Origin of the sequence: Mesorhizobium sp. ISC25, assembly GCF_042295465.1 — a bacterium.
Lineage (GTDB): Bacteria > Pseudomonadota > Alphaproteobacteria > Rhizobiales > Rhizobiaceae > Mesorhizobium.
Map to the genome: position 1 here is coordinate 5,925,327 of NZ_CP135441.1, position 17,368 is coordinate 5,942,694.

Sequence of the window (17,368 nt, forward strand, 5' to 3'; positions counted from 1 at the left end):
GGTGTCCATTTGCGTCCTCGCTCGCTGGACCGGAGGTCGGTTGATCCGCTTCTACGCTCAGGCTTCTCGTCGAGATCAGAGCATTGCAGTGTTGTGCATGGCAACATGATCATTTTCCATGTGGGCTGAAATGTCCACCCTGTGGCGGCTGCCCCGGCGGACTGAAGCACCGCAGCATTTTCCACTTTGAGGCGAAATAATTCTCAACTATGGTTAGCCAGGCTTTATGCATGGGGGAATATTGCCGATGGTTTTGTCACGCAGGGGTGTCGTGCTTGGCGGCCTGGCGCTGGTCGCGGCGGGTGCACCCAGCAATATTGCTCAAGCCGCGGCGGCAAAATCCTTTTTCGCCGGTACCGCCAGCGACAACAATTTTGTCTATCGCAAGACCAACTTCGCCAAGATCGACAAGAGATGGCATCGCCAGATCGTCAAGTATTTCAGCAGCGAGCCGGTCGGCACCGTCGTGGTCGATACCCGCCACCATTTCCTCTACATCATCATGGAAAACAAGACTGCCATCCGCTACGGCGTCGGCGTCGGCAAGGACGGCTTCAAATGGTACGGCCGCGCGACGATCGACCGCCGCGCGCTGTGGCCGGATTGGGTCCCGCCCCCCGAAATGCGTAAGCGCAGGCCGGACCTACCGCCCATGATCGCAGGCGGCGCGTCCAACAATCCGCTCGGCCCGCGCGCGCTTTATCTGCACCGCGACGGCGCCGACACCGGCTACCGCCTGCATGGCACGCTGGAGCCATGGAGCATCGGCACCGACGCTTCCAGCGGCTGCATCCGCATGTTCCCGGAAGACATCATCGACCTCTACCAGCGCTGCCCGATCGGCACCGCGGTGCAGGTCCTGCCGCACATCGCCGACCAGGCGCCCGCTTCCACCACTGTCGAATGATTGGCGCCTCATGAACCGCATGATTGAAAACACGCGCCGGCTGCTGGCCGCCGGCCTGCTGGTGTTGGTCGCATCCTGCTCGACCAGCAACACGCTGGCCCCTTCCACGCCCGACGTCACCAACACCGAGGTTGCCGGCTTCCAGAACGTGCAGCCGGGCAGCGAGGAGGATTTTATCCTCAATGTCGGCCGCCGCACCTATTTCACGCAAGGTTCGGCCGCGCTCGATTCTGTCGCCAAGGCCACCCTCGACACCCAGATCGCCTGGTTAGCAAAGCATCCGCGCTGGCTGCTCAAGCTGCAGGGTTTCGCCGACGATCCCGGCGCAAGTGAAACGGCGCTGTCGCAGCGGCGCGCGGATGCGGTGATGGACTACCTCGCTGCCGGCGGCATAGACCGCAACCGCATGTGGGCCAAGGGCTACGGCAAGGACAGGCTCGTCCGCGAGTGCCCCGACACCGCCTGCAGGTCGCAGAATCGCCGCGTTGTGTCTAATTTGCGCGATGTGAGGGACGAGCCGTAGGGGGCTGCTGTTTTCCTTGTCACCACATCAGAGTCTCGCACGCGACGGCGGCATGGCTGGTTTGCGCCTCATGCACGAACCCGCTTCGCGGGAGGGGCACGTCGTTCTGAGATGGTGCGACAGGGATTGGTCTTGAGCGGGTAGTAGCTGCGATCCGACCATGGAGTTCCTTCAACGAGAGGAACTTGCCATGGATACTCTGTCGACCGATGCACCGATTACGCCGCTTCGCCAGCGCATGCAGCAAGATATGCTCATGCGGGGCCTGGGGCCCCATACCCAGCAGGACTACGTTCGTCACGTCCGGCGCTTCGCAGCCTTCCTCCGACGCTCTCCCGATACTGCGACGCCCGAGGACATCCGTCGCTTCCAGCTGTATCAGCATGAGAACGGCGTCGGGCCTGCGACCATCAACGGCGCGGTCTCAGCGTTGCGGTTCCTGTTCCTGATGACGCTGAAGCGGCGGGATCTGGCCCGTGTGCTGGTGATCATGCGCTATCCACGAAAGCTGCCAGACGTGCTGAGCGTGGAGGAAGCGGCGCGGCTGCTCGAAGCAGCACCTGGCATCAAGTACAAGGCCGCGCTCGGTGTTGCCTATGGCGCGGGCCTGCGCGTATCGGAGGTCGCGCACCTCAAGGTCGATGATATCGACAGCACACGCATGCTGATCCGGGTCGAACAGGGCAAGGGACGCAGGGACCGCAACGCCATGCTCTCGCCGCAACTCTTGGAACTGCTGCGGCTGTGGTGGCGCGAAGGCAAGCGTCGCGGGGTGATGCTTCCGCATGGCTGGCTGTTCCCGGGGCGCAGTTGCACCGATCCGATCTCGTCACGGCAACTACATCGCGCGGTTCAGGAAGCCGCCGAAGTCGCCGGTATCCGCAAGCGCGTCAGCCCGCATACGCTGCGGCACAGCTTCGCCACCCATCTGCTCGAGCAGGATATCGACATCCGCGTCATCCAAGTGCTGCTCGGGCACAGCAAGCTCGAAACGACAGCGCTCTACACCAAGGTCTCGACCCGGACGATCCACGCGGTCGCAGGGCCGCTCGACCGGCTGATGGCGCTGATGGAAGGCAAGACGCCTCCCGGCTGAACCGGTGCGGGGGGACCTGGAGGTCGCCGATATCTTCCGTGCTGCGGGTCCCGGATACCGGGTCGCCCATGCAGGGCACCTGAGCCAGCAGCATCTCAAGGTGATGTCGGCGATCGAGAACTGCCGCACCGCAGCCCTTGGCGGTCACGTCGAGGCCTGCGAGGACTGCGGCCAGTGGCGCATCGCCTACAACTCCTGCCGCAACCGGCACTGTCCCAGGTGCCAGGGCGCGGCCGCGCGGACATGGCTCGCCGAGCGCGAAGCCGACCTGCTGCCAGTGGGCTACTTCCATGTCGTGTTCACGCTGCCGGCCGAGGTCGCCGTCATAGCCTTCCACAACAAGGCGCTGGTCTATGACCTGCTGTTCCGCGCGGCATCGGAGACGATGCTGACGATAGCAGCGGACCCCCAGCATCTCGGCGCGCGCATCGGCATCACCGCCGTGCTCCACACGTGGGGCTCGGCAATGACGCACCATCCTCATGTCCACATGATCGTGCCGGGCGGCGGCATCGCGCTCGACGGGACCCGCTGGATCTCCTCGCGCCCGGCCTTCCTCCTTCCGGTGCGCGTGCTCGGCAAATTGTTCCGCCGCCTGTTCCTCGCCCGGCTGATCGCACTGCACGATGCTGGACGGCTCGCCTTCTTCGGATCGATGGCGCACCTCGCCGAGCGACGGGCCTTCCTACGCCACCTGGCTCCCCTCAAGAAGAAGCGCTGGGTGGTCTACGCCAAGCCGCCCTTCGCCGGTCCCGAGGCGGTGCTCGCCTATCTGTCGCGCTATACCCACCGGGCCGCGATCTCGAACCGCCGCCTGATCGCCTTCGAAGAGGCTGGCGTCACCTTCCGCTATAAGGATTACCGCCGCGACGGCACCGACCGGCAGCAGGTCATGACGCTCGCCACAGACGAGTTCATTCGCCGCTTCCTGCTCCATGTCCTCCCGCGCGGCTTCCATCGCATCCGCCACTATGGCTTGCTTGCAGGCGGCTCTCGCAAGGACTGCCTCGCGCGCGCCCGCCAACTGCTGGCGGTCGCGCCTGCCGTCACGAACGATCCTCCGGCGGAACCGGACGACTTCCGCCGGCCGTGCCCATGCTGCGGCGGGCGTATGATCGTCATCGAGGTGTTCGAACGGTGCAGCCAGCCGCGCGGACCGCCGGGCGCACGGATGACGAACCGGGAGACCGCCCCATGACCCGGCATGGCCGGTCTGGCCACACACCCGCGCTACGCCGGCGCGGGTCAACGGAAACGCCTGTGCGCTTCGCTGTGGCGCCAGTCTCCCGGGACCCAAACCACACCGTCCTCATCGCGACAGGCTACCCGACCAGGCCGGAAGGCTACTTCCTCGACGCCCTGACAGCACCGCGCGCGGACGTTCGCGACAGGCGCCGGCACACCTCGAAACACAAATCCCCATAGCTCGCCGCCTGCTGCCCGCGGGTTCCTGCATGAGAGGCTTTCGTACGCCTGACGGCACCCGAAACCCTTCGCAATCTCGGACATTGAGACCAGCATCGCTGTGCGCTCAGAACGGACCCTCGCGATCCAGAAGCGGAACTCGATGGACCACCAAGCCGACGAGCAAGCGCGCCGAGCCGCAGACGCGCTCGGCCGAAATGCCTAGCACCTGGTCTGAGATCGGTTGGGTCCAATGGGGCGGCATCGACAAGGCTGAATTGCTGATGAAGCAAAGTCTCTACGAAAATAAGAAGTCCAGCACCGCGCCGACCCATCCGTAAGTCATCCGTAAGTGCGCTCCCTCTACGTCCTGTTCTGAACCAGGCGACATGTCTGCGCCATACAGAGAGGGAAACGACTATGAGCACGCTCCTTGCACCAATTGTGATTGGCCCCGTATCGGTCTTGAGTACCTCGGTACGCATCGATGGGCCGCTTCCCGGGTCGAGCATTTCCCTCCTGGTAAATGGCGTACCTGTCCCTGCGGTAGATGCCGGCGCCACAACCACTACCTTTGTACCGGTCGCCGCAGGCTCCCTCAACGTGGGGGATGCGTTGACCGCACGCTGGACACTCGGCGCCGAAACCAGCGATCCAAGCCCGGTCCCGATAACCGTGCTCGGGCTTCCCTCGACGCTAAGCCCATTGGTGTATTTGAGCCAGGTGCACGAGTGCGTTGACTGGGTGCTGATAGGCGCAGCCTATCCTGGCGCCACGGTCGAGATTTTCAACGGCGCCGCATTGATCGGCAGCGATACTGCACTCGGAAATGTCGTACCGGTGCGCATACGTGGGGCGATCCAGGCCAACGACGTGCTTAGCGCGGTGCAGTCCGTTCAGACGCCTGCCGGACAGGTGAAGAGCAGTCCGACCCCGAGCTTGCCCGCCGAACAGACGCCGTATCGGGAAAATACCATGCCGGCACCGGCAGTCGGCCCAGTTCCAGGGTGCGCGCAAGCAATACCTGTCAGGGGATTGGCTCAAGGCGCCACCACGAAGGTCCACTTCAATGGCGACGTGCTGGAATATCCTTTCGTTGGTGCCAACCTCCTGGCGCTGCTCGGCCGTACCGCGCACAATCCGGATGTCTTCAGCGCCACGCAGCACTTCGAGCGCTGCAATGCATCAAGTCCGTCATCTGCTCCTCCGGTGATCGTCGACGAAACCTTGCCGATTCGAAAGCCCGTAATAGGGACCTCACAGTACTCCTGCCCGGCAGCCCGCGCTTTGCCGATCTCCAATCTCGAGCCCGGCGCGACATTGACGATCCAACTTGTCGATCCGACTTCGGGTGCAGCTACCGTGCTCGGGAGAATCGGAGTCGGCGAGGATGTGAGTTCCGGCCAATACTGGATTCCCGACGTGTCGGCCCTGATCCCGGCATCGCCGCCGTTTCCATCGCTCGTCGTCATCCAGGAGCTATGCGGCAAGACAGCCACATCGGATAAGTTGCTGGTGGTAGGGTCTTACCAGGGCAGCGTATTTCCGCCGACCGTCATGGAGCCTGCATTTGAATGTGTAAGCGGCGCTTTCGTCAACAGCGTCGACAATGCGGTCGTGCGTTTGTACTCGGATGCGCCGGATTCTCCTGTGATCAGCAAGCCCGTGTTCAATTTTGGCGGCGCCGTCTGGGTCGAGACATTTCGGCCGTTGCGCGCCGGCGAGCACATTCACGCCGAGCTGGAGCTTACTTGTCAGCCCCCCGCGCTTCGGGTCGGGACCCCTGTCAAAGTATCCGACCTGACCCCACTCAAGACCCCGGATATTCAACAGCCCGTCCGGGTCTTCCAGCGGTTCATTTACTTATCAGGCACAATTCCCGGCGCGCGCGTGCATGTATTCGTGAACGGGAAGTGGCGCGCCAGCGATACGCCAATTGGTTCGACGACGCTCTTCTTCGGGATTTACGTGGGCGAGCTCAAGGCAGAAGACCAAATTACGGTGATGCAGACATTGTGCACGAAGATGTCTCCGCTCACCAGAGTTCCCGTCAATGTTTTCCCCGGGGAAATGGTGCTCTCTGCGGCTCCCCCGTCCCTGACAGCGGGCCAGCCGGCGACGATAACCATCAAAGCAGTCGATGCCGACGACAAGTTCAAATCGGTTGGAGGGACCGTATCGCAAGGGGGCGTGGTGGTCGGGGCCACCAACACAGCGTTCACCCTGTCACCGCCGACCGGCCAAGTATCGGTCAGCTTGCAAGTTGCAGCCGTTGGTTACAACACCGAGACCATCAGTATTCCCCTTACTGCGCCGCCGGTCGTCAAGCCGGCGATGCTGACCATAGCAACAGGTCTCTGGTTCAACGCCTCCAAGAAAGAAATCACTGAAATCACGTGGCACCTGCAGGGGCCATCCGGCAGCTTTTCAAAGACCGAAAAGCCGAACGCAGAGCCGGCGTTGGTTCAGTTCGCGTTGCCCAAGCCAGCCGGCGGCGGGTTCACGCCGTTCACTCTCAGCTGCGAGGTCACATTCCAGTTCCAGGACTTCAATTTCATCTCAGGCGTATCCGGTACGAGGTCGAGTAACTTTATCGAGGGAGGCCTCATAAAGCCGTCTCCATCGACCGTCGAGATGCATTGGAGCGGTACCGACCTGACAATCAACTTCCTGGTAAAGTGGATACAGCAGGGCGATTATTTCGTTATAGAGCTCATGTAATCGAACCCCCGGCGGAAGGGGCGTTAGGTTGACTGGGGCGGTTCATCGTTTCACGGAAACGGCGAACCGCTCTATCTCTGCGTTTTGACGCAATTCCGGACGGAAAACCGTTTCACACTTTTCTTGATTGCTTCGACCAGTCGTCGAAAGCTAAGATCCATCCTTCGCCTCTACGCCCGTCATGGCGCTGCCGTTTGCGAAAGCTTGCGGCTCGATCCTAGGTCCGTGGGCACAGCAGCAGACTAGAGACAATCAACCGATCACGTCCGCCAACACGGTCGCGGGGTCCACGACGACCAATAAGTCCATATACGCATCAACATCGCTTGGGAATTGAGAACTTTTCCTCCATTTTGCCATAGAGAAACCTACGGATTCTTCTCCCGTCTCTTTATTTTTCCTCAGGGTTGCGAACTTTGGCACATTCTCAAGGGCCCAAGATGTAAAATCTGGCCACAATTCCTTCGCCTCCGCCAATACAATAGGCAAAAAATCGGAGGCACCATCGCGGGATCGCCTCAATCGAAGAGCTCGGACAAAAACTGAGAACGCCAAGTCGCTCACAATCTTGTCAGCTGCCTGACCGCGGTACGAGTTAGACACTTCCTTGTATATTTCATACAGATCAGAAAATACTTCAACGGCTTTGTCATCTTTAATTTCCGGTATAATACCTCCGGTATTTCGCATCATTTTCCTTTCCACCGCCGTTGCGTACTTCCCGCACGCAATATACATTAGTCTTGTAAACAGCGATCTTTCGACTATATAATCTCTATCTATATAATTGTTATGCAAAGCGTCAGAATACTCACCGCGTTTTGGTTCATATAGTAGACCAGTTTTCTTAAAAACCAGTTCGGCAACTTCACGGTTGGAGTCGTTGCTGGCAGATCGATCGATGGTAGAAACGGCCGTTTGCGAATTAGTTGCCGATGATATACTAAGTATTAGGTGCTTCTTAGAAATTTCGTCGACCTGAGGGAGAGTTATAATTCTTAGAACTACTTCCTTGCCAGAAAATATCCGATCTCTAATTGCCACTGAGTTCTCTTCATATATTCTGGAAAGAGTAAACGCCGTCTGACCGCCATTTATAATCTGCGGATTTACGATTTCAACCTGCGCCTTATTTTTGGCGCCAACCCGCTCGTTGACATAAGTTTCGTCGGAAACAATGGTGATCCCATTGTTAAGAATTGCGAATTCTCCCGTTTCTACATCAACAATGCTACTGCGAATTCCCTCGTTAGTCCTTTGCTCTTTGAATTCAAGGTACGATCGCGGATTGTATCGCAATATCGAATTCTTATACCGAAACATAATCTTCGCGATTTCAAGCGTGGGCACAAGCACCACCGTAACTTCACTAGGTCCATGCGCCGTCATAATCTCGGCGCTTAGTTTTGAATTTCCAGACTTGTTGCTTAGATCAATCTGAAGTCGCATGCTTGATACGTAATGCTGCTCGCCTCTAATGGTCGGAAGCACCAGTTCTCCGTAGCAGCGATCGAAATTCACGATGTTCGTCTGGTCTCCCAGGAAAATTCGCTCCACTAGTGGGTACTGCTCCAGCTTTACATTGGCAAGTATGGTCACCATAGTCCGGTAGCGTGCGATATCCTGAATTTTCTGAATCTTTTCGATAAATGCGAGAATATAACCGTTGTAGCTGCGGCCGCTCTTATCGTCACGATGTCCAGCCAGTATCCTGTCGATATCGATCGCCATCACCTCTTCGGGTGAGATGTACTTTGACTCAAAGTTTCCAGAGCTAATTCTGAACTTCGATTGAATAATGTCGATTACCTTGTTTTCAGAATCAAGGAAATATGCGTCCACTCCACCATCGTAGCTTGCATCAGTTATCGTGTGTTCGCGGTCCTGAAAATCTAATACGCCATACGTGGCTGCCAGGTATAGATGTATAAAAGCTCTCGATCTTGCCTGATTTGTTTTTTCTTCGGTGCTGGTATCAAAGAATGACTTGCGCTGAGGTAGTTTGACCCCCTCGCGAACATACTCGTCTAGGATGTTAGTTAAAATCGCGTATTTTCGCGCTTGGCCAGATTGCATACTTCCCCCCTGTTAGACAGCATGTTTAGGTTAGTCGACACACCATGGCAACGGGAGTCGCTTGCTCGACCACTCTGTCGATAGCCCAGCGGAGGAAGGGAACTTTGCAAGACGGCACACATTGGGCTGGAACGACGAGATCCATCACCAAGCTGATGAGTTGGGGAACTAGTCCTCAAGACGGGGGAGTTAGGCGACAAAGCCTAGCCAGAAATCTTCATGGAAACTCGACCTCGCAAACCCGATCTTGCGGTCGATGCTGTAGGCACCTGATAGTCGTCAACGTGCGATCTATCACCCCCCCGCCAACCGTGGCAGCAGAAAAATCTCCGCCCCCTTTGGCAATTCCTTCGACCACGTATCCCGATAGATCGTGCCGTCGATCGCCACCGCAATGCCTTTCTCGATCAAGGGCTCGAGGCCGGGATACTGCTCAGCCAGTTTCCTGAACAGCTCCCTTATGTCCTTGGCCTCGATCTCGACCTTGCTCTTGCCTCCGGCGAGCGCGCCAAGCGATCCCCAGAGCGTTACTTCGACCATCAGCCTTCCCGTTCTGCCTCGAGCGCCGCCAGGATGCGCGGCGGCGACATCGGGATGTGCGTCATGCGCAACCCGACCGCGTTCGACACTGCATTGGCGATCGCCGCCAGCGGCGGCACGATCGAGGTCTCGCCGACGCCGCGCACCCCGTAGGGATGGTTGGGGTTGGGGATCTCGAGGATCTGCGTGTCGATCATCGGCAGGTCCGAGCAGACCGGGATCCGGTAATCCAGGAAGCCAGGGTTCTGCAGCCGCCCGTCCTTGCCGTAGATATACTCCTCGTTGAGCGCCCAACCGATGCCTTGCGCGGCACCTCCCTGGTACTGCCCCTCGACATAGGTCGGATGCACCGCCTTGCCGGCGTCCTGGACGACGGTGTAGCGCAGCACCCTCGTGGAGCCTGTCTCGGGATCCACCTCGATATCGCAGATATGGGTGGCGAAGGAGACGCCGGCGCCGTCGGCGACGAGCTCACTATGGCCGGCGATGGGTCCGCCCGTCTTTCCGGAAGCTGCCGCGATCTCCTTCAGCGACAGCGGCGAAAGGTTGCCGTGCGTCGCGCCTTTGGCAATGGCGCGGCCCTCTTCCCAGACCACATCGTCGACGGGTATGTCCCACATCTGCGCGGCACGCTGCCTGAGGACCTTGATGGCGTTGCGGGCGGCCGAGATCGTCGCCATGGAGGAGGAGAACGTGCCGCGGCTGCCGTCCGTCATGTCGTTGTAGCCGAGGCTGGACGTATCGGCGACCACCGCCTTGACCTGCTCATAGGGGATACCGAGCTCCTCCGCCGCCACCAGCGACAGCGAGGCGCGCGAACCACCCACGTCCACGGTTCCGACGGCAAGCGAGACCGAACCGTCCATGCCGATGTTGAGGTCGGTGCAGGTCTGGCCACCGAAATTGAACCAGAAGCCGCAGGCCATGCCGCGGCCCTGATTCTTGCCGAGCGGCGCCTTCATGTGCGGGTGGGTCTTCACCGCCTCGAGCGTCGGCCCGATGCCGATCGGGCCGTATACCGGGCCGTAGGATGATCTGGTGCCTTCCTGCGCCGCGTTCCTGATCCGGAACTCGACCGGGTTCATGCCGATCTCCTTGGCCAGCTCGTCGACCGCGCTTTCCACCGCAAACGCCGCCATCGGAGCCGACGGCGCGCGATAGGCCGCGGTCTTGGGCCGGTTGACCAGCACTTCGTAGCCGACCGTCCTGACGTTCTCGAGCTTATAGCAGGCAAAGGCCGTCATGGCGCCGATCTCGGCCCACATGCCGGCATAGGGGCCGCAGCTATAGCGCAGCGTCGCCTCGGCCGCCGTGATCGTGCCGTCCTTGCGGGCGCCGATCCTGACGTCGATCGAGGTGGCGCTGGTCGGGCCGGAGGCGCGGAACACCTCGTCGCGCGTCATGACCAGCTTGACCGGCCGGCCGGCCTTGCGCGACAGCGCCAGCGCCACCGGCTCGGCCCAGACATGGGTCTTGCCGCCGAAACCGCCGCCGATCTCCGACGAGGTGACGCGCAGCTTCGAGGCTTCCATGCCAAGCAGCTGAGCGCAGTGCTGGCGGTAGACAAAATGGCCTTGCGTACAGACCCAGAGGTCGGCGGTGCCGTCGGAGCTGACATTGGCCACGCAGGCATGCGGCTCGATGTAACCCTGGTGCGTCTGCTCGGTCTTGAAGGAGCGTTCGACGACGAAATCGGCCTGGCCGAAACCTTCATGGATGTCGCCATGGCCATACTGGGTGCGCTTGGTGACATTGGAAGGCTTGACGGGCTTCTCCTCGAGGCCCTCGGTGAAGATCGCGTCGTTGACCAGGGGTGCGGAGTGCTTCATCGCCTCGTCGACATCGGTGACATGCGGCAGCAACTCGTAGTCGACCTCGATCAGCTTCAGTGCCTGCCTCGCCGTGCGGGCATCGACCGCAGCGACCGCGGCCACGGCGTGGCCGTCATAGAGCGCTTTCTTGCGCGCCATGCAGTTGTCGAGGATGTCGTACATGGCGGCATCGCCGTCGGTGAGGTCGGGCAGGTCGGCCGCGGTGATCACCGCCTTGACGCCGGCGAGCTTCTCCGCCTTCGACGTGTCGATCTTCCTGATCGTGGCATGCGCATGGGGGCTTCTGAGAACGCGCCCGACCAGTTGCCCGGCCATGTTGAAGTCGGCGCCATAGCGTGCGCGGCCCGTCACCTTGTCGACGCCGTCGGGACGGATGGGACGCGTGCCGACAGAGGTGAAATTGCGTCCGGAGTAACGCGGATCGAAATTCATCGTCATGCTCCCTTCATCACGCTGGCGGCGTCCTGAACGGCACGCACGATCTTGTCATAGCCAGTGCAGCGGCAGAGGTTCCCGGCAAGGCCGAAGCGGATCTCCTCCTCGGTCGGATCGGGGTTCTTGGCCAAAAGGTCCTTGGCCGCCATGAGGAAGCCCGGCGTGCAGATGCCGCATTGGAGTGCGGCGTGCTCCAGGAATTTCTGCTGTAGCGGATGCAGCCTGTCGCCATGCGCCATGCCCTCGATGGTCTCGACGTGCCGGCCCTCGGCCTCCGCGCCGAGCACCAGGCACGAGCACACCAGCCGATCGTCGAGGATGATGCTGCAGGCGCCGCAGTCGCCGGTGCCGCAGCCTTCCTTGGCGCCCGTCAGACCCAGGCGATCGCGCAGGACATCAAGCAGCGTCTCGTCCGGCTGGCAAAGGAACTCGACATTGTCGCCGTTGATTGTCGTTGATACTGCCACACCAGCCATCATTTGCCTCCTGCGCGTGCATAGGCGGTCGTGGCGGCCCGCTTGGCCAGCACACCCGCGACTTTCCGTCTGAATTCGATAGTGCCCCGCTTGTCGTCGATCGGACGGCAGGCGCCCGAGCAGACCTTGGCGAGCCTCTCCAGCGTGGCTTCGTCCAGCTTGGAGCCGATGAGAACCTCGGCGGCCTCCTCGACCAGAATCACCGTCGGCGCCACGGCGCCCAGCGCCAGGCGGGCGGATTTGACGCGACCTTGCTCATCGAGCGTCAGGTTCACGCCGGCGCTTACCACGGCGATGTCCATCTCCGTGCGCGGAATGAAACGCAGATAGGCATCGCCCGAACGCGGCAGACGTTTGTCGAGCAGGATTGCCTCGATGATCTCGCCCTTGGCCAGCGACGTCTTGCCCGGCCCAGTCGGTACCGCTTCCACGGCAATCGTGCGCCTGCTTCCCGGGCCGACGACCACCGCCTTGGCGCCAGCGGCCACCAGCGCCGGCACGCTGTCCGCGGCCGGCGAGGCATTGCACAGATTGCCGACGATGGTGCAGCGTCCCTGCACCTGCTTGGAGCCGATCAGGTTCGCTGCTTCGACGACGCCGGGCCATGCGTTCTTCAGGGCCTTGCTCTCGCCCAGCACTGCGCAGGGGACCGCCGCGCCGATGCTGAAACCCTCGGCTGTTTCCCTGATCTCGGCAAGGCCGTCGATCGCCTTGATGTCGACGATCAGGTCTGGTTCGATGAAGCCGCCTTTCATTCTCACCAGAAGGTCGCTGCCCCCGGCGAGAATGGCGGCCGTACCGCCTGATCCGGCCAACTGGCCAACGGCATCTTCGATTGAAAGCGGACGTATGTAACGCATCGTCTCCCCTTAGTGGTCATATCACGGCAACCGATATAGAGCGTCTCTCGACAATGGGCCATCCTGTTCGCGCATTCGCGGATTAGGCCAGGCGCCGCAATTTCAATCCCAAATGACCAGGACTGACGGGCGCCGCTGCGGGCGCACTCTGGTGGTCCTTCCGTTCAATCGTTGTCGTCGCATTGCCACCGGCTCTCGAGACGGCATCGGCGACTTCGGCGCGGGGAGTACTCTCGGCGCGGGGAGTACTCAATGTGCAGGTACTCATCGGGTTCCAGCACGGATAGCTGGCGTTTCTGTTCTGGACTCGAACGGAGAAGGCAGAGTTAGTCTTTCGTATAGTCAGGCCCAAAACGGGTCGGCAGGTTGTCGGCGAGTTTCAACCAAGGGAGCTTCTCCTCAAAAGCGACATGCAGCGTAGGTGCAAATTTTTCTGGCTCCTCCATCGCTGCCGCAAAAAAATGCATGACATCAGACATGTTCTTTGAGCGGAAGGACAGCGGCGTGCCACAGTGATCGCAAAATGTTCTTTCCACACCGGGAGAAGAGTTGAATACCTTCGGCAACTTGCCCAGCCATCGCCATTGGCCGTTCAAGACGCCAATATAGGTGGTCATCGGCGCAGAACATTGCCGCCGACAACTTTCACAATGACAGACCACGCAGGCCTGTGCCGGGCCATCGACTTCAAAAGCAATAGCGCCACATAAGCAATGACCACGCATGCAAATTCTCCTTGAGTCAACAAGGACAGCTTCATGCCTGGGCGTGAGGGAGGCGCCATGAAATGCGCCGAGCTGGCGCCCAATCCCGACATTCGGCGCTAGTGGTTAAGATCTAACGCTTGGTACCCGATCGTAAGCGCGGCCACATCGCGAGCGCCTCCTTCTTCCTATCGGAAGAAATGTCTGACGCCATCTTGCCGCAAATGTTATCTCTAGCGATCCGTCCTCGATCGAAGAAGGATCGCATCAATGGACGATTGGAGAATCGGGAATATCTGGGTAACCAGAATTCTGGAGATGTGCGACCCTCTGGGGACGCCGTCGGAATGGTTCCCCGACTGCACCGACGAAGCACTCGAACCGCATCTTCATTGGCTCACGCCCCGATTGATATCGCCGGCAACCGGCCGGCTTATTCTTCCCATCCAGAGTTTTCTGGTTCGTACCGGCCACCACACCATTCTCGTTGACAGTTGCGTCGGCAACGACAAGACGTGCGCATACTTCCCGCATTGGCATCGCCGCAATGACGTCACCTTTTTGGTGCGCCTGGCGAATGCAGGTGTTGCTCCCGAGCAGATCGATTATGTGCTGTGCACCCATCTTCATATCGACCATTGCGGCTGGAACACACGATTGGTGGACGGGCGTTGGATACCGACATTCCCGAACGCCCGCTACATCATGGCGCGGCGCGAGTTCGAGGCCGCACAGGCCGCCTCCGGCGATGCCGACGAACGGACCTACGAGGACAATGTGCTGCCAATCGTCGAGGCTGGTCGGGCTGTGCTTGTCGATATGGATTATGAACTCGATGGCGAAGTGTGGCTGGAGCCGACTCCGGGCCACACCCCGGGGCACGTAGCCATCGGCCTGAGATCTCGAGGCGTAGGGGCAGTGTTTTCAGGCGATCTCATGCATTGGCCGATACAATGCATATACCCCGACTGGAGCTTTCGGTACGACACGGACCCTGACCAGGCACGTCGGACGCGGTGGGCATTCCTGGAAGCTTGCTCGGACAATGGACGTATCGTCATGACGTCGCATTTTCCCTTGCCGTCGGTGGGAACTATCTCGCGACGCCAGTCATCATTCTGGTTCGAGGATCGTCAGCCGCCGTAATCGCCGAGGACGCCGACCACGCGAACCCGAACGGCGGGGGCGATCGCGCTCGGCATGTCCGGCGCGCGGATCGCCGGGAGGGCCGCGCTGGAGGCTTAGCAAATGCAAGGCTGGCTCGCGCTCGCCACGATGTGCATCGGCGTCGGACAGGGCGTGACATAAGAGTCGGGGTGGGATTCCTTTTCACGAGTGCGCATGCGAGTCTGTTGCATGCGCGCAGGAATATCGTACACCGTTTCGCCAACCGATCGCCAGCGACTGACTGCGCTCATCCGGGATCGCAATGCGCCGCAGAAGCATGTCTGGCGCGCCGAGATCATCCTGCCGAGCGTCAACGGCACCGGCACCGTCGAGATCATGCGGCAAACCGGCAAATCGAAGACCCGCGTGTGGCGCTGGCAGGAGCGTTTCGCCACTGAAGGCTTCGAGGGGCTGTTGCGCGACAAGACGCGGCCCTCGCGCATTCCGCCTCTCGGACCCGAGGTGGCCGAGCGCGTGGTGGCGCTGACGCTTGCCGATCCGCCGGGCGAGACGACGCACTGGACCGCCGACATGATGGCGCAAGCGGCTGGCATCAGCGCAAGCGCTGTGCGTCGCATCTGGAAGGCGCACGGGCTGCAGCCCAACCGCTGGCGCCAGTTCAAACTCTCCAACGATCCCCAGTTCGTCAACAAGCTGCGCGACGTCGTCGGCCTCTATGTCGATCCGCCGACTCACGCCATCGTGCTGTCGGTCGACGAGAAGAGCCATCCCCTCGCACTTCCATTGACGCATGATAGCGATTGTAGAAATTACCGTAGGGAACGAATTTATGATGTGGCAGTCAACCTGGCTGAGATTGTGCCTTCTAGACGTCTCTGGAGTACGATTCACCAATAGCTTGCATATTCACCTTTCCACCCACCCAGAGCCGCAGAACATTAGTGCATGGATCGGAGCGTCATTTGCTCGTCGACCTAGACACACCGCTAGCCCCTAATGCTCGATCGGCCCTATCGGCATGACCAGTGCCGTGCCTGCGGTCGTCGGACGCTCGATCATGCGGCGGACGCGGGGTGGCTCGTTGCCGCTGTGCAGCGCCCTTATACGCTCGCCGATGACCGCGTCTGCGTAGGTGGCGCGCCTGTTATGGCGGATATATTCGACCCAGGTTGGCGTGTGGTAGTGCTCGATCCAGATCGACGGATTTTCGAGATCGCGCGCCAACGTCCAGTTGCGGGCGCCGTCACGCCGGCGAACGCGGCCGCGCTCGGCCATGGTGGCGAGGAATTCCGGCACGTCCTCGTTACGGATGACATATTCGATCATGATGGCGATGGGGCCGCTGCGCGGCTTGAGATCAAGCGCCAGATGCGGCTCCTGAAAACGGTTGAGCGGGTCGAGGTTGAGCACAGCCTGCTGCGGCAGCGGCAGCAGCAGGCCGATGGCGCCTCCCGCCAGCATGGCGACGCTGGCCGCCATCAGGGCGGCCTCGGCGCCATGGGCGTCGGCAACGACACCCCAGACCCAGCTGCCGAGCGCGATGCCGCCGAAGGTCGCGGTCTGGTAGACCGAAAGCACGCGGCCGACCACCCAGCGCGGCGTCGACATCTGCACGGTGACGTTGAAGTGCGACAGCGCAGTCACCCAGCAGGCGCCGCCGACCAGCAGGCCGAGCGACGTCTGCCAGGCATGATTGCTGACGGCGGCGTTGAAGGCGCAGACGGCGAAGCCGGCAAAAGCCATGCGCACCATGGTTTCGCTGGACAGCAGCTGCCGCAGCCTGACGCTGGTCAGCGCGCCGCCGACGGCACCGATGCCGAAGGCGCCGAGCATGATGCCGTAGCTCAAGGCATCGCCCTTGACGACGTCACGCGCCACCAGCGGCAGCAATGCCAGGACCGCGCCGGCGCTGAAGCCGAAGGCCGAGCTTCTGACCAGCACCTTGCCGATATTGGGCGACATGGCGACGTAGCGCAGGCCGGCGCCCATCGCGGCGCCCAGCGTCTCGCGCGGCAAGGTCGATGCCGGCAGTTCCGGCTTCCAGCGGGCCAGCACGACGATGAGGCCGATATAGCTCAGCGTGTTGACGGCAAAGGCCGCGGCGGCGCCTGCGGCGGCAACGATGATGCCGCCGATCGCCGGGCCGATGCTGCGCGTCAGGTTGAAGCCCATCGAGTTGAGCGCGATCGCCGCCGGCACCTTGGTGCGAGGCACCATGTCGCCGACCGAAGCCTGCCAGGACGGGCTGTTGAGCGCGGTGCCGCTGTCGATCAGGAAGGTGAAGGCAAGCAGCGTCCACGGCGTCATCAGGTCGAGATAGGTGAAGACGGTCAGAAGAGCCGAGACGACGAGCATGAAGATCTGCGCAATCAGCATGATTTTGCGCCGGTTGAAGCTGTCGGCGACGGCGCCGGCCAGCAATGCGAAGAGCATGATCGGCAAGGTGGTCGAGGCCTGGACCAATGCGACCTGGTAGGACGAGGTGGCGATCGTCGTCATCATCCAGGCGGCGCCGACGCCCTGGATCAGGCCGCCGAAATTGGAAACAAGGCTGGCGGACCACACCGCCCGGAAGATGCCGTGCCGGAACGGCGCCAGCGCCGAGGCGCTTTCGCTTTCCGGTGTGTCGTCGTTCATAAATGCTTTCCCGGGCTCAAATGCGTTTG

The 17,368-nt window shown here is 61.0% G+C and carries 13 protein-coding genes and 1 pseudogene; 7 read left to right on the top strand and 7 right to left on the bottom strand.

What is annotated here, in order from left to right; all coding sequences use genetic code 11:
* Positions 1-247: 247 nt before the first annotated feature.
* From RQ479_RS29155 to RQ479_RS29175, 5 genes are all read left to right on the top strand, one after another.
* On the top strand, positions 248-907 hold the full coding sequence (locus RQ479_RS29155) for a L,D-transpeptidase (protein ID WP_376703300.1): 660 nt from the start codon (positions 248-250) through the stop codon (positions 905-907).
* Between the two features lie 10 nt (positions 908-917).
* Complete coding sequence (locus RQ479_RS29160) at positions 918-1,430, top strand: OmpA family protein (RefSeq protein WP_376703301.1); 513 nt, start codon at positions 918-920, stop codon at positions 1,428-1,430.
* 190 nt (positions 1,431-1,620) lie between these two features.
* Positions 1,621-2,526, top strand: a complete 906-nt coding sequence (locus RQ479_RS29165; protein WP_376703297.1) for a tyrosine-type recombinase/integrase — start codon at positions 1,621-1,623, stop codon at positions 2,524-2,526.
* 4 nt (positions 2,527-2,530) lie between these two features.
* The gene (locus tag RQ479_RS29170; protein WP_376703298.1) at positions 2,531-3,724 is read left to right on the top strand and encodes an IS91 family transposase; all 1,194 of its coding nucleotides are present in this window, start codon (positions 2,531-2,533) and stop codon (positions 3,722-3,724) included.
* A 626-nt stretch (positions 3,725-4,350) separates the two neighbouring features.
* Positions 4,351-6,651 carry a hypothetical protein gene (locus tag RQ479_RS29175; protein ID WP_376703302.1) on the top strand — a complete coding sequence of 767 codons (2,301 nt, stop codon included), beginning with the start codon at positions 4,351-4,353 and terminating at the stop codon, positions 6,649-6,651.
* 252 nt (positions 6,652-6,903) lie between these two features.
* Here RQ479_RS29175 and RQ479_RS29180 read toward each other — a convergent pair whose 3' ends face one another.
* The 6 genes from RQ479_RS29180 to RQ479_RS29205 form a co-directional block, all read right to left on the bottom strand.
* Positions 6,904-8,727, bottom strand: a complete 1,824-nt coding sequence (locus tag RQ479_RS29180; protein WP_376703303.1) for an AIPR family protein — start codon at positions 8,725-8,727, stop codon at positions 6,904-6,906.
* Positions 8,728-9,021: 294 nt separating this feature from the next.
* Positions 9,022-9,267: a MoaD/ThiS family protein gene (locus RQ479_RS29185; protein ID WP_376703304.1), complete on the bottom strand. Its 246-nt coding sequence runs from the start codon at positions 9,265-9,267 to the stop codon at positions 9,022-9,024.
* The gene (locus RQ479_RS29190) at positions 9,267-11,531 is read right to left on the bottom strand and encodes a xanthine dehydrogenase family protein molybdopterin-binding subunit (RefSeq protein ID WP_376706035.1); all 2,265 of its coding nucleotides are present in this window, start codon (positions 11,529-11,531) and stop codon (positions 9,267-9,269) included. The genes RQ479_RS29185 and RQ479_RS29190 overlap by 1 nt, the downstream gene beginning before the upstream one ends.
* 2 nt (positions 11,532-11,533) lie before the next feature.
* Positions 11,534-12,010 carry a (2Fe-2S)-binding protein gene (locus tag RQ479_RS29195; RefSeq protein WP_376703305.1) on the bottom strand — a complete coding sequence of 159 codons (477 nt, stop codon included), beginning with the start codon at positions 12,008-12,010 and terminating at the stop codon, positions 11,534-11,536.
* The gene (locus RQ479_RS29200; protein WP_376703306.1) at positions 12,010-12,870 is read right to left on the bottom strand and encodes an FAD binding domain-containing protein; all 861 of its coding nucleotides are present in this window, start codon (positions 12,868-12,870) and stop codon (positions 12,010-12,012) included. Before RQ479_RS29200 ends, RQ479_RS29195 begins: the two co-directional genes overlap by 1 nt.
* 326 nt (positions 12,871-13,196) lie before the next feature.
* The gene (locus RQ479_RS29205) at positions 13,197-13,595 is read right to left on the bottom strand and encodes a GFA family protein (protein WP_352508546.1); all 399 of its coding nucleotides are present in this window, start codon (positions 13,593-13,595) and stop codon (positions 13,197-13,199) included.
* Between the two features lie 249 nt (positions 13,596-13,844).
* Here RQ479_RS29205 and RQ479_RS29210 point away from each other — a divergent pair, with 249 nt between their 5' ends.
* Entirely contained in the window at positions 13,845-14,720 is an 876-nt protein-coding gene (locus RQ479_RS29210) for an MBL fold metallo-hydrolase (RefSeq protein ID WP_376703307.1), read from the top strand.
* A gap of 210 nt (positions 14,721-14,930) precedes the next feature.
* Positions 14,931-15,491, top strand: a pseudogene (locus RQ479_RS29215) (helix-turn-helix domain-containing protein); the annotation flags it as partial.
* Positions 15,492-15,695: 204 nt separating this feature from the next.
* On the opposite strand, the gene RQ479_RS29220 reads toward RQ479_RS29215, so the two are convergent.
* On the bottom strand, positions 15,696-17,339 hold the full coding sequence (locus RQ479_RS29220; RefSeq protein ID WP_376703308.1) for an MFS transporter: 1,644 nt from the start codon (positions 17,337-17,339) through the stop codon (positions 15,696-15,698).
* Between the last annotated feature and the right edge of the window lie 29 nt (positions 17,340-17,368).

Coding starts and splice junctions, on each gene's coding strand:
- RQ479_RS29180 (WP_376703303.1), bottom strand. CDS start 8,727: ATGCAATCTGGCCAAGCGCGAAAATACGCGATTTTAACTAACATCCTA.
- RQ479_RS29200 (WP_376703306.1), bottom strand. CDS start 12,870: ATGCGTTACATACGTCCGCTTTCAATCGAAGATGCCGTTGGCCAGTTG.
- RQ479_RS29220 (WP_376703308.1), bottom strand. CDS start 17,339: ATGAACGACGACACACCGGAAAGCGAAAGCGCCTCGGCGCTGGCGCCG.
- RQ479_RS29160 (WP_376703301.1), top strand. CDS start 918: ATGAACCGCATGATTGAAAACACGCGCCGGCTGCTGGCCGCCGGCCTG.
- RQ479_RS29210 (WP_376703307.1), top strand. CDS start 13,845: ATGGACGATTGGAGAATCGGGAATATCTGGGTAACCAGAATTCTGGAG.
- RQ479_RS29165 (WP_376703297.1), top strand. CDS start 1,621: ATGGATACTCTGTCGACCGATGCACCGATTACGCCGCTTCGCCAGCGC.
- RQ479_RS29175 (WP_376703302.1), top strand. CDS start 4,351: ATGAGCACGCTCCTTGCACCAATTGTGATTGGCCCCGTATCGGTCTTG.
- RQ479_RS29185 (WP_376703304.1), bottom strand. CDS start 9,267: ATGGTCGAAGTAACGCTCTGGGGATCGCTTGGCGCGCTCGCCGGAGGC.
- RQ479_RS29190 (WP_376706035.1), bottom strand. CDS start 11,531: ATGAATTTCGATCCGCGTTACTCCGGACGCAATTTCACCTCTGTCGGC.
- RQ479_RS29205 (WP_352508546.1), bottom strand. CDS start 13,595: ATGCGTGGTCATTGCTTATGTGGCGCTATTGCTTTTGAAGTCGATGGC.
- RQ479_RS29155 (WP_376703300.1), top strand. CDS start 248: ATGGTTTTGTCACGCAGGGGTGTCGTGCTTGGCGGCCTGGCGCTGGTC.
- RQ479_RS29195 (WP_376703305.1), bottom strand. CDS start 12,010: ATGGCTGGTGTGGCAGTATCAACGACAATCAACGGCGACAATGTCGAG.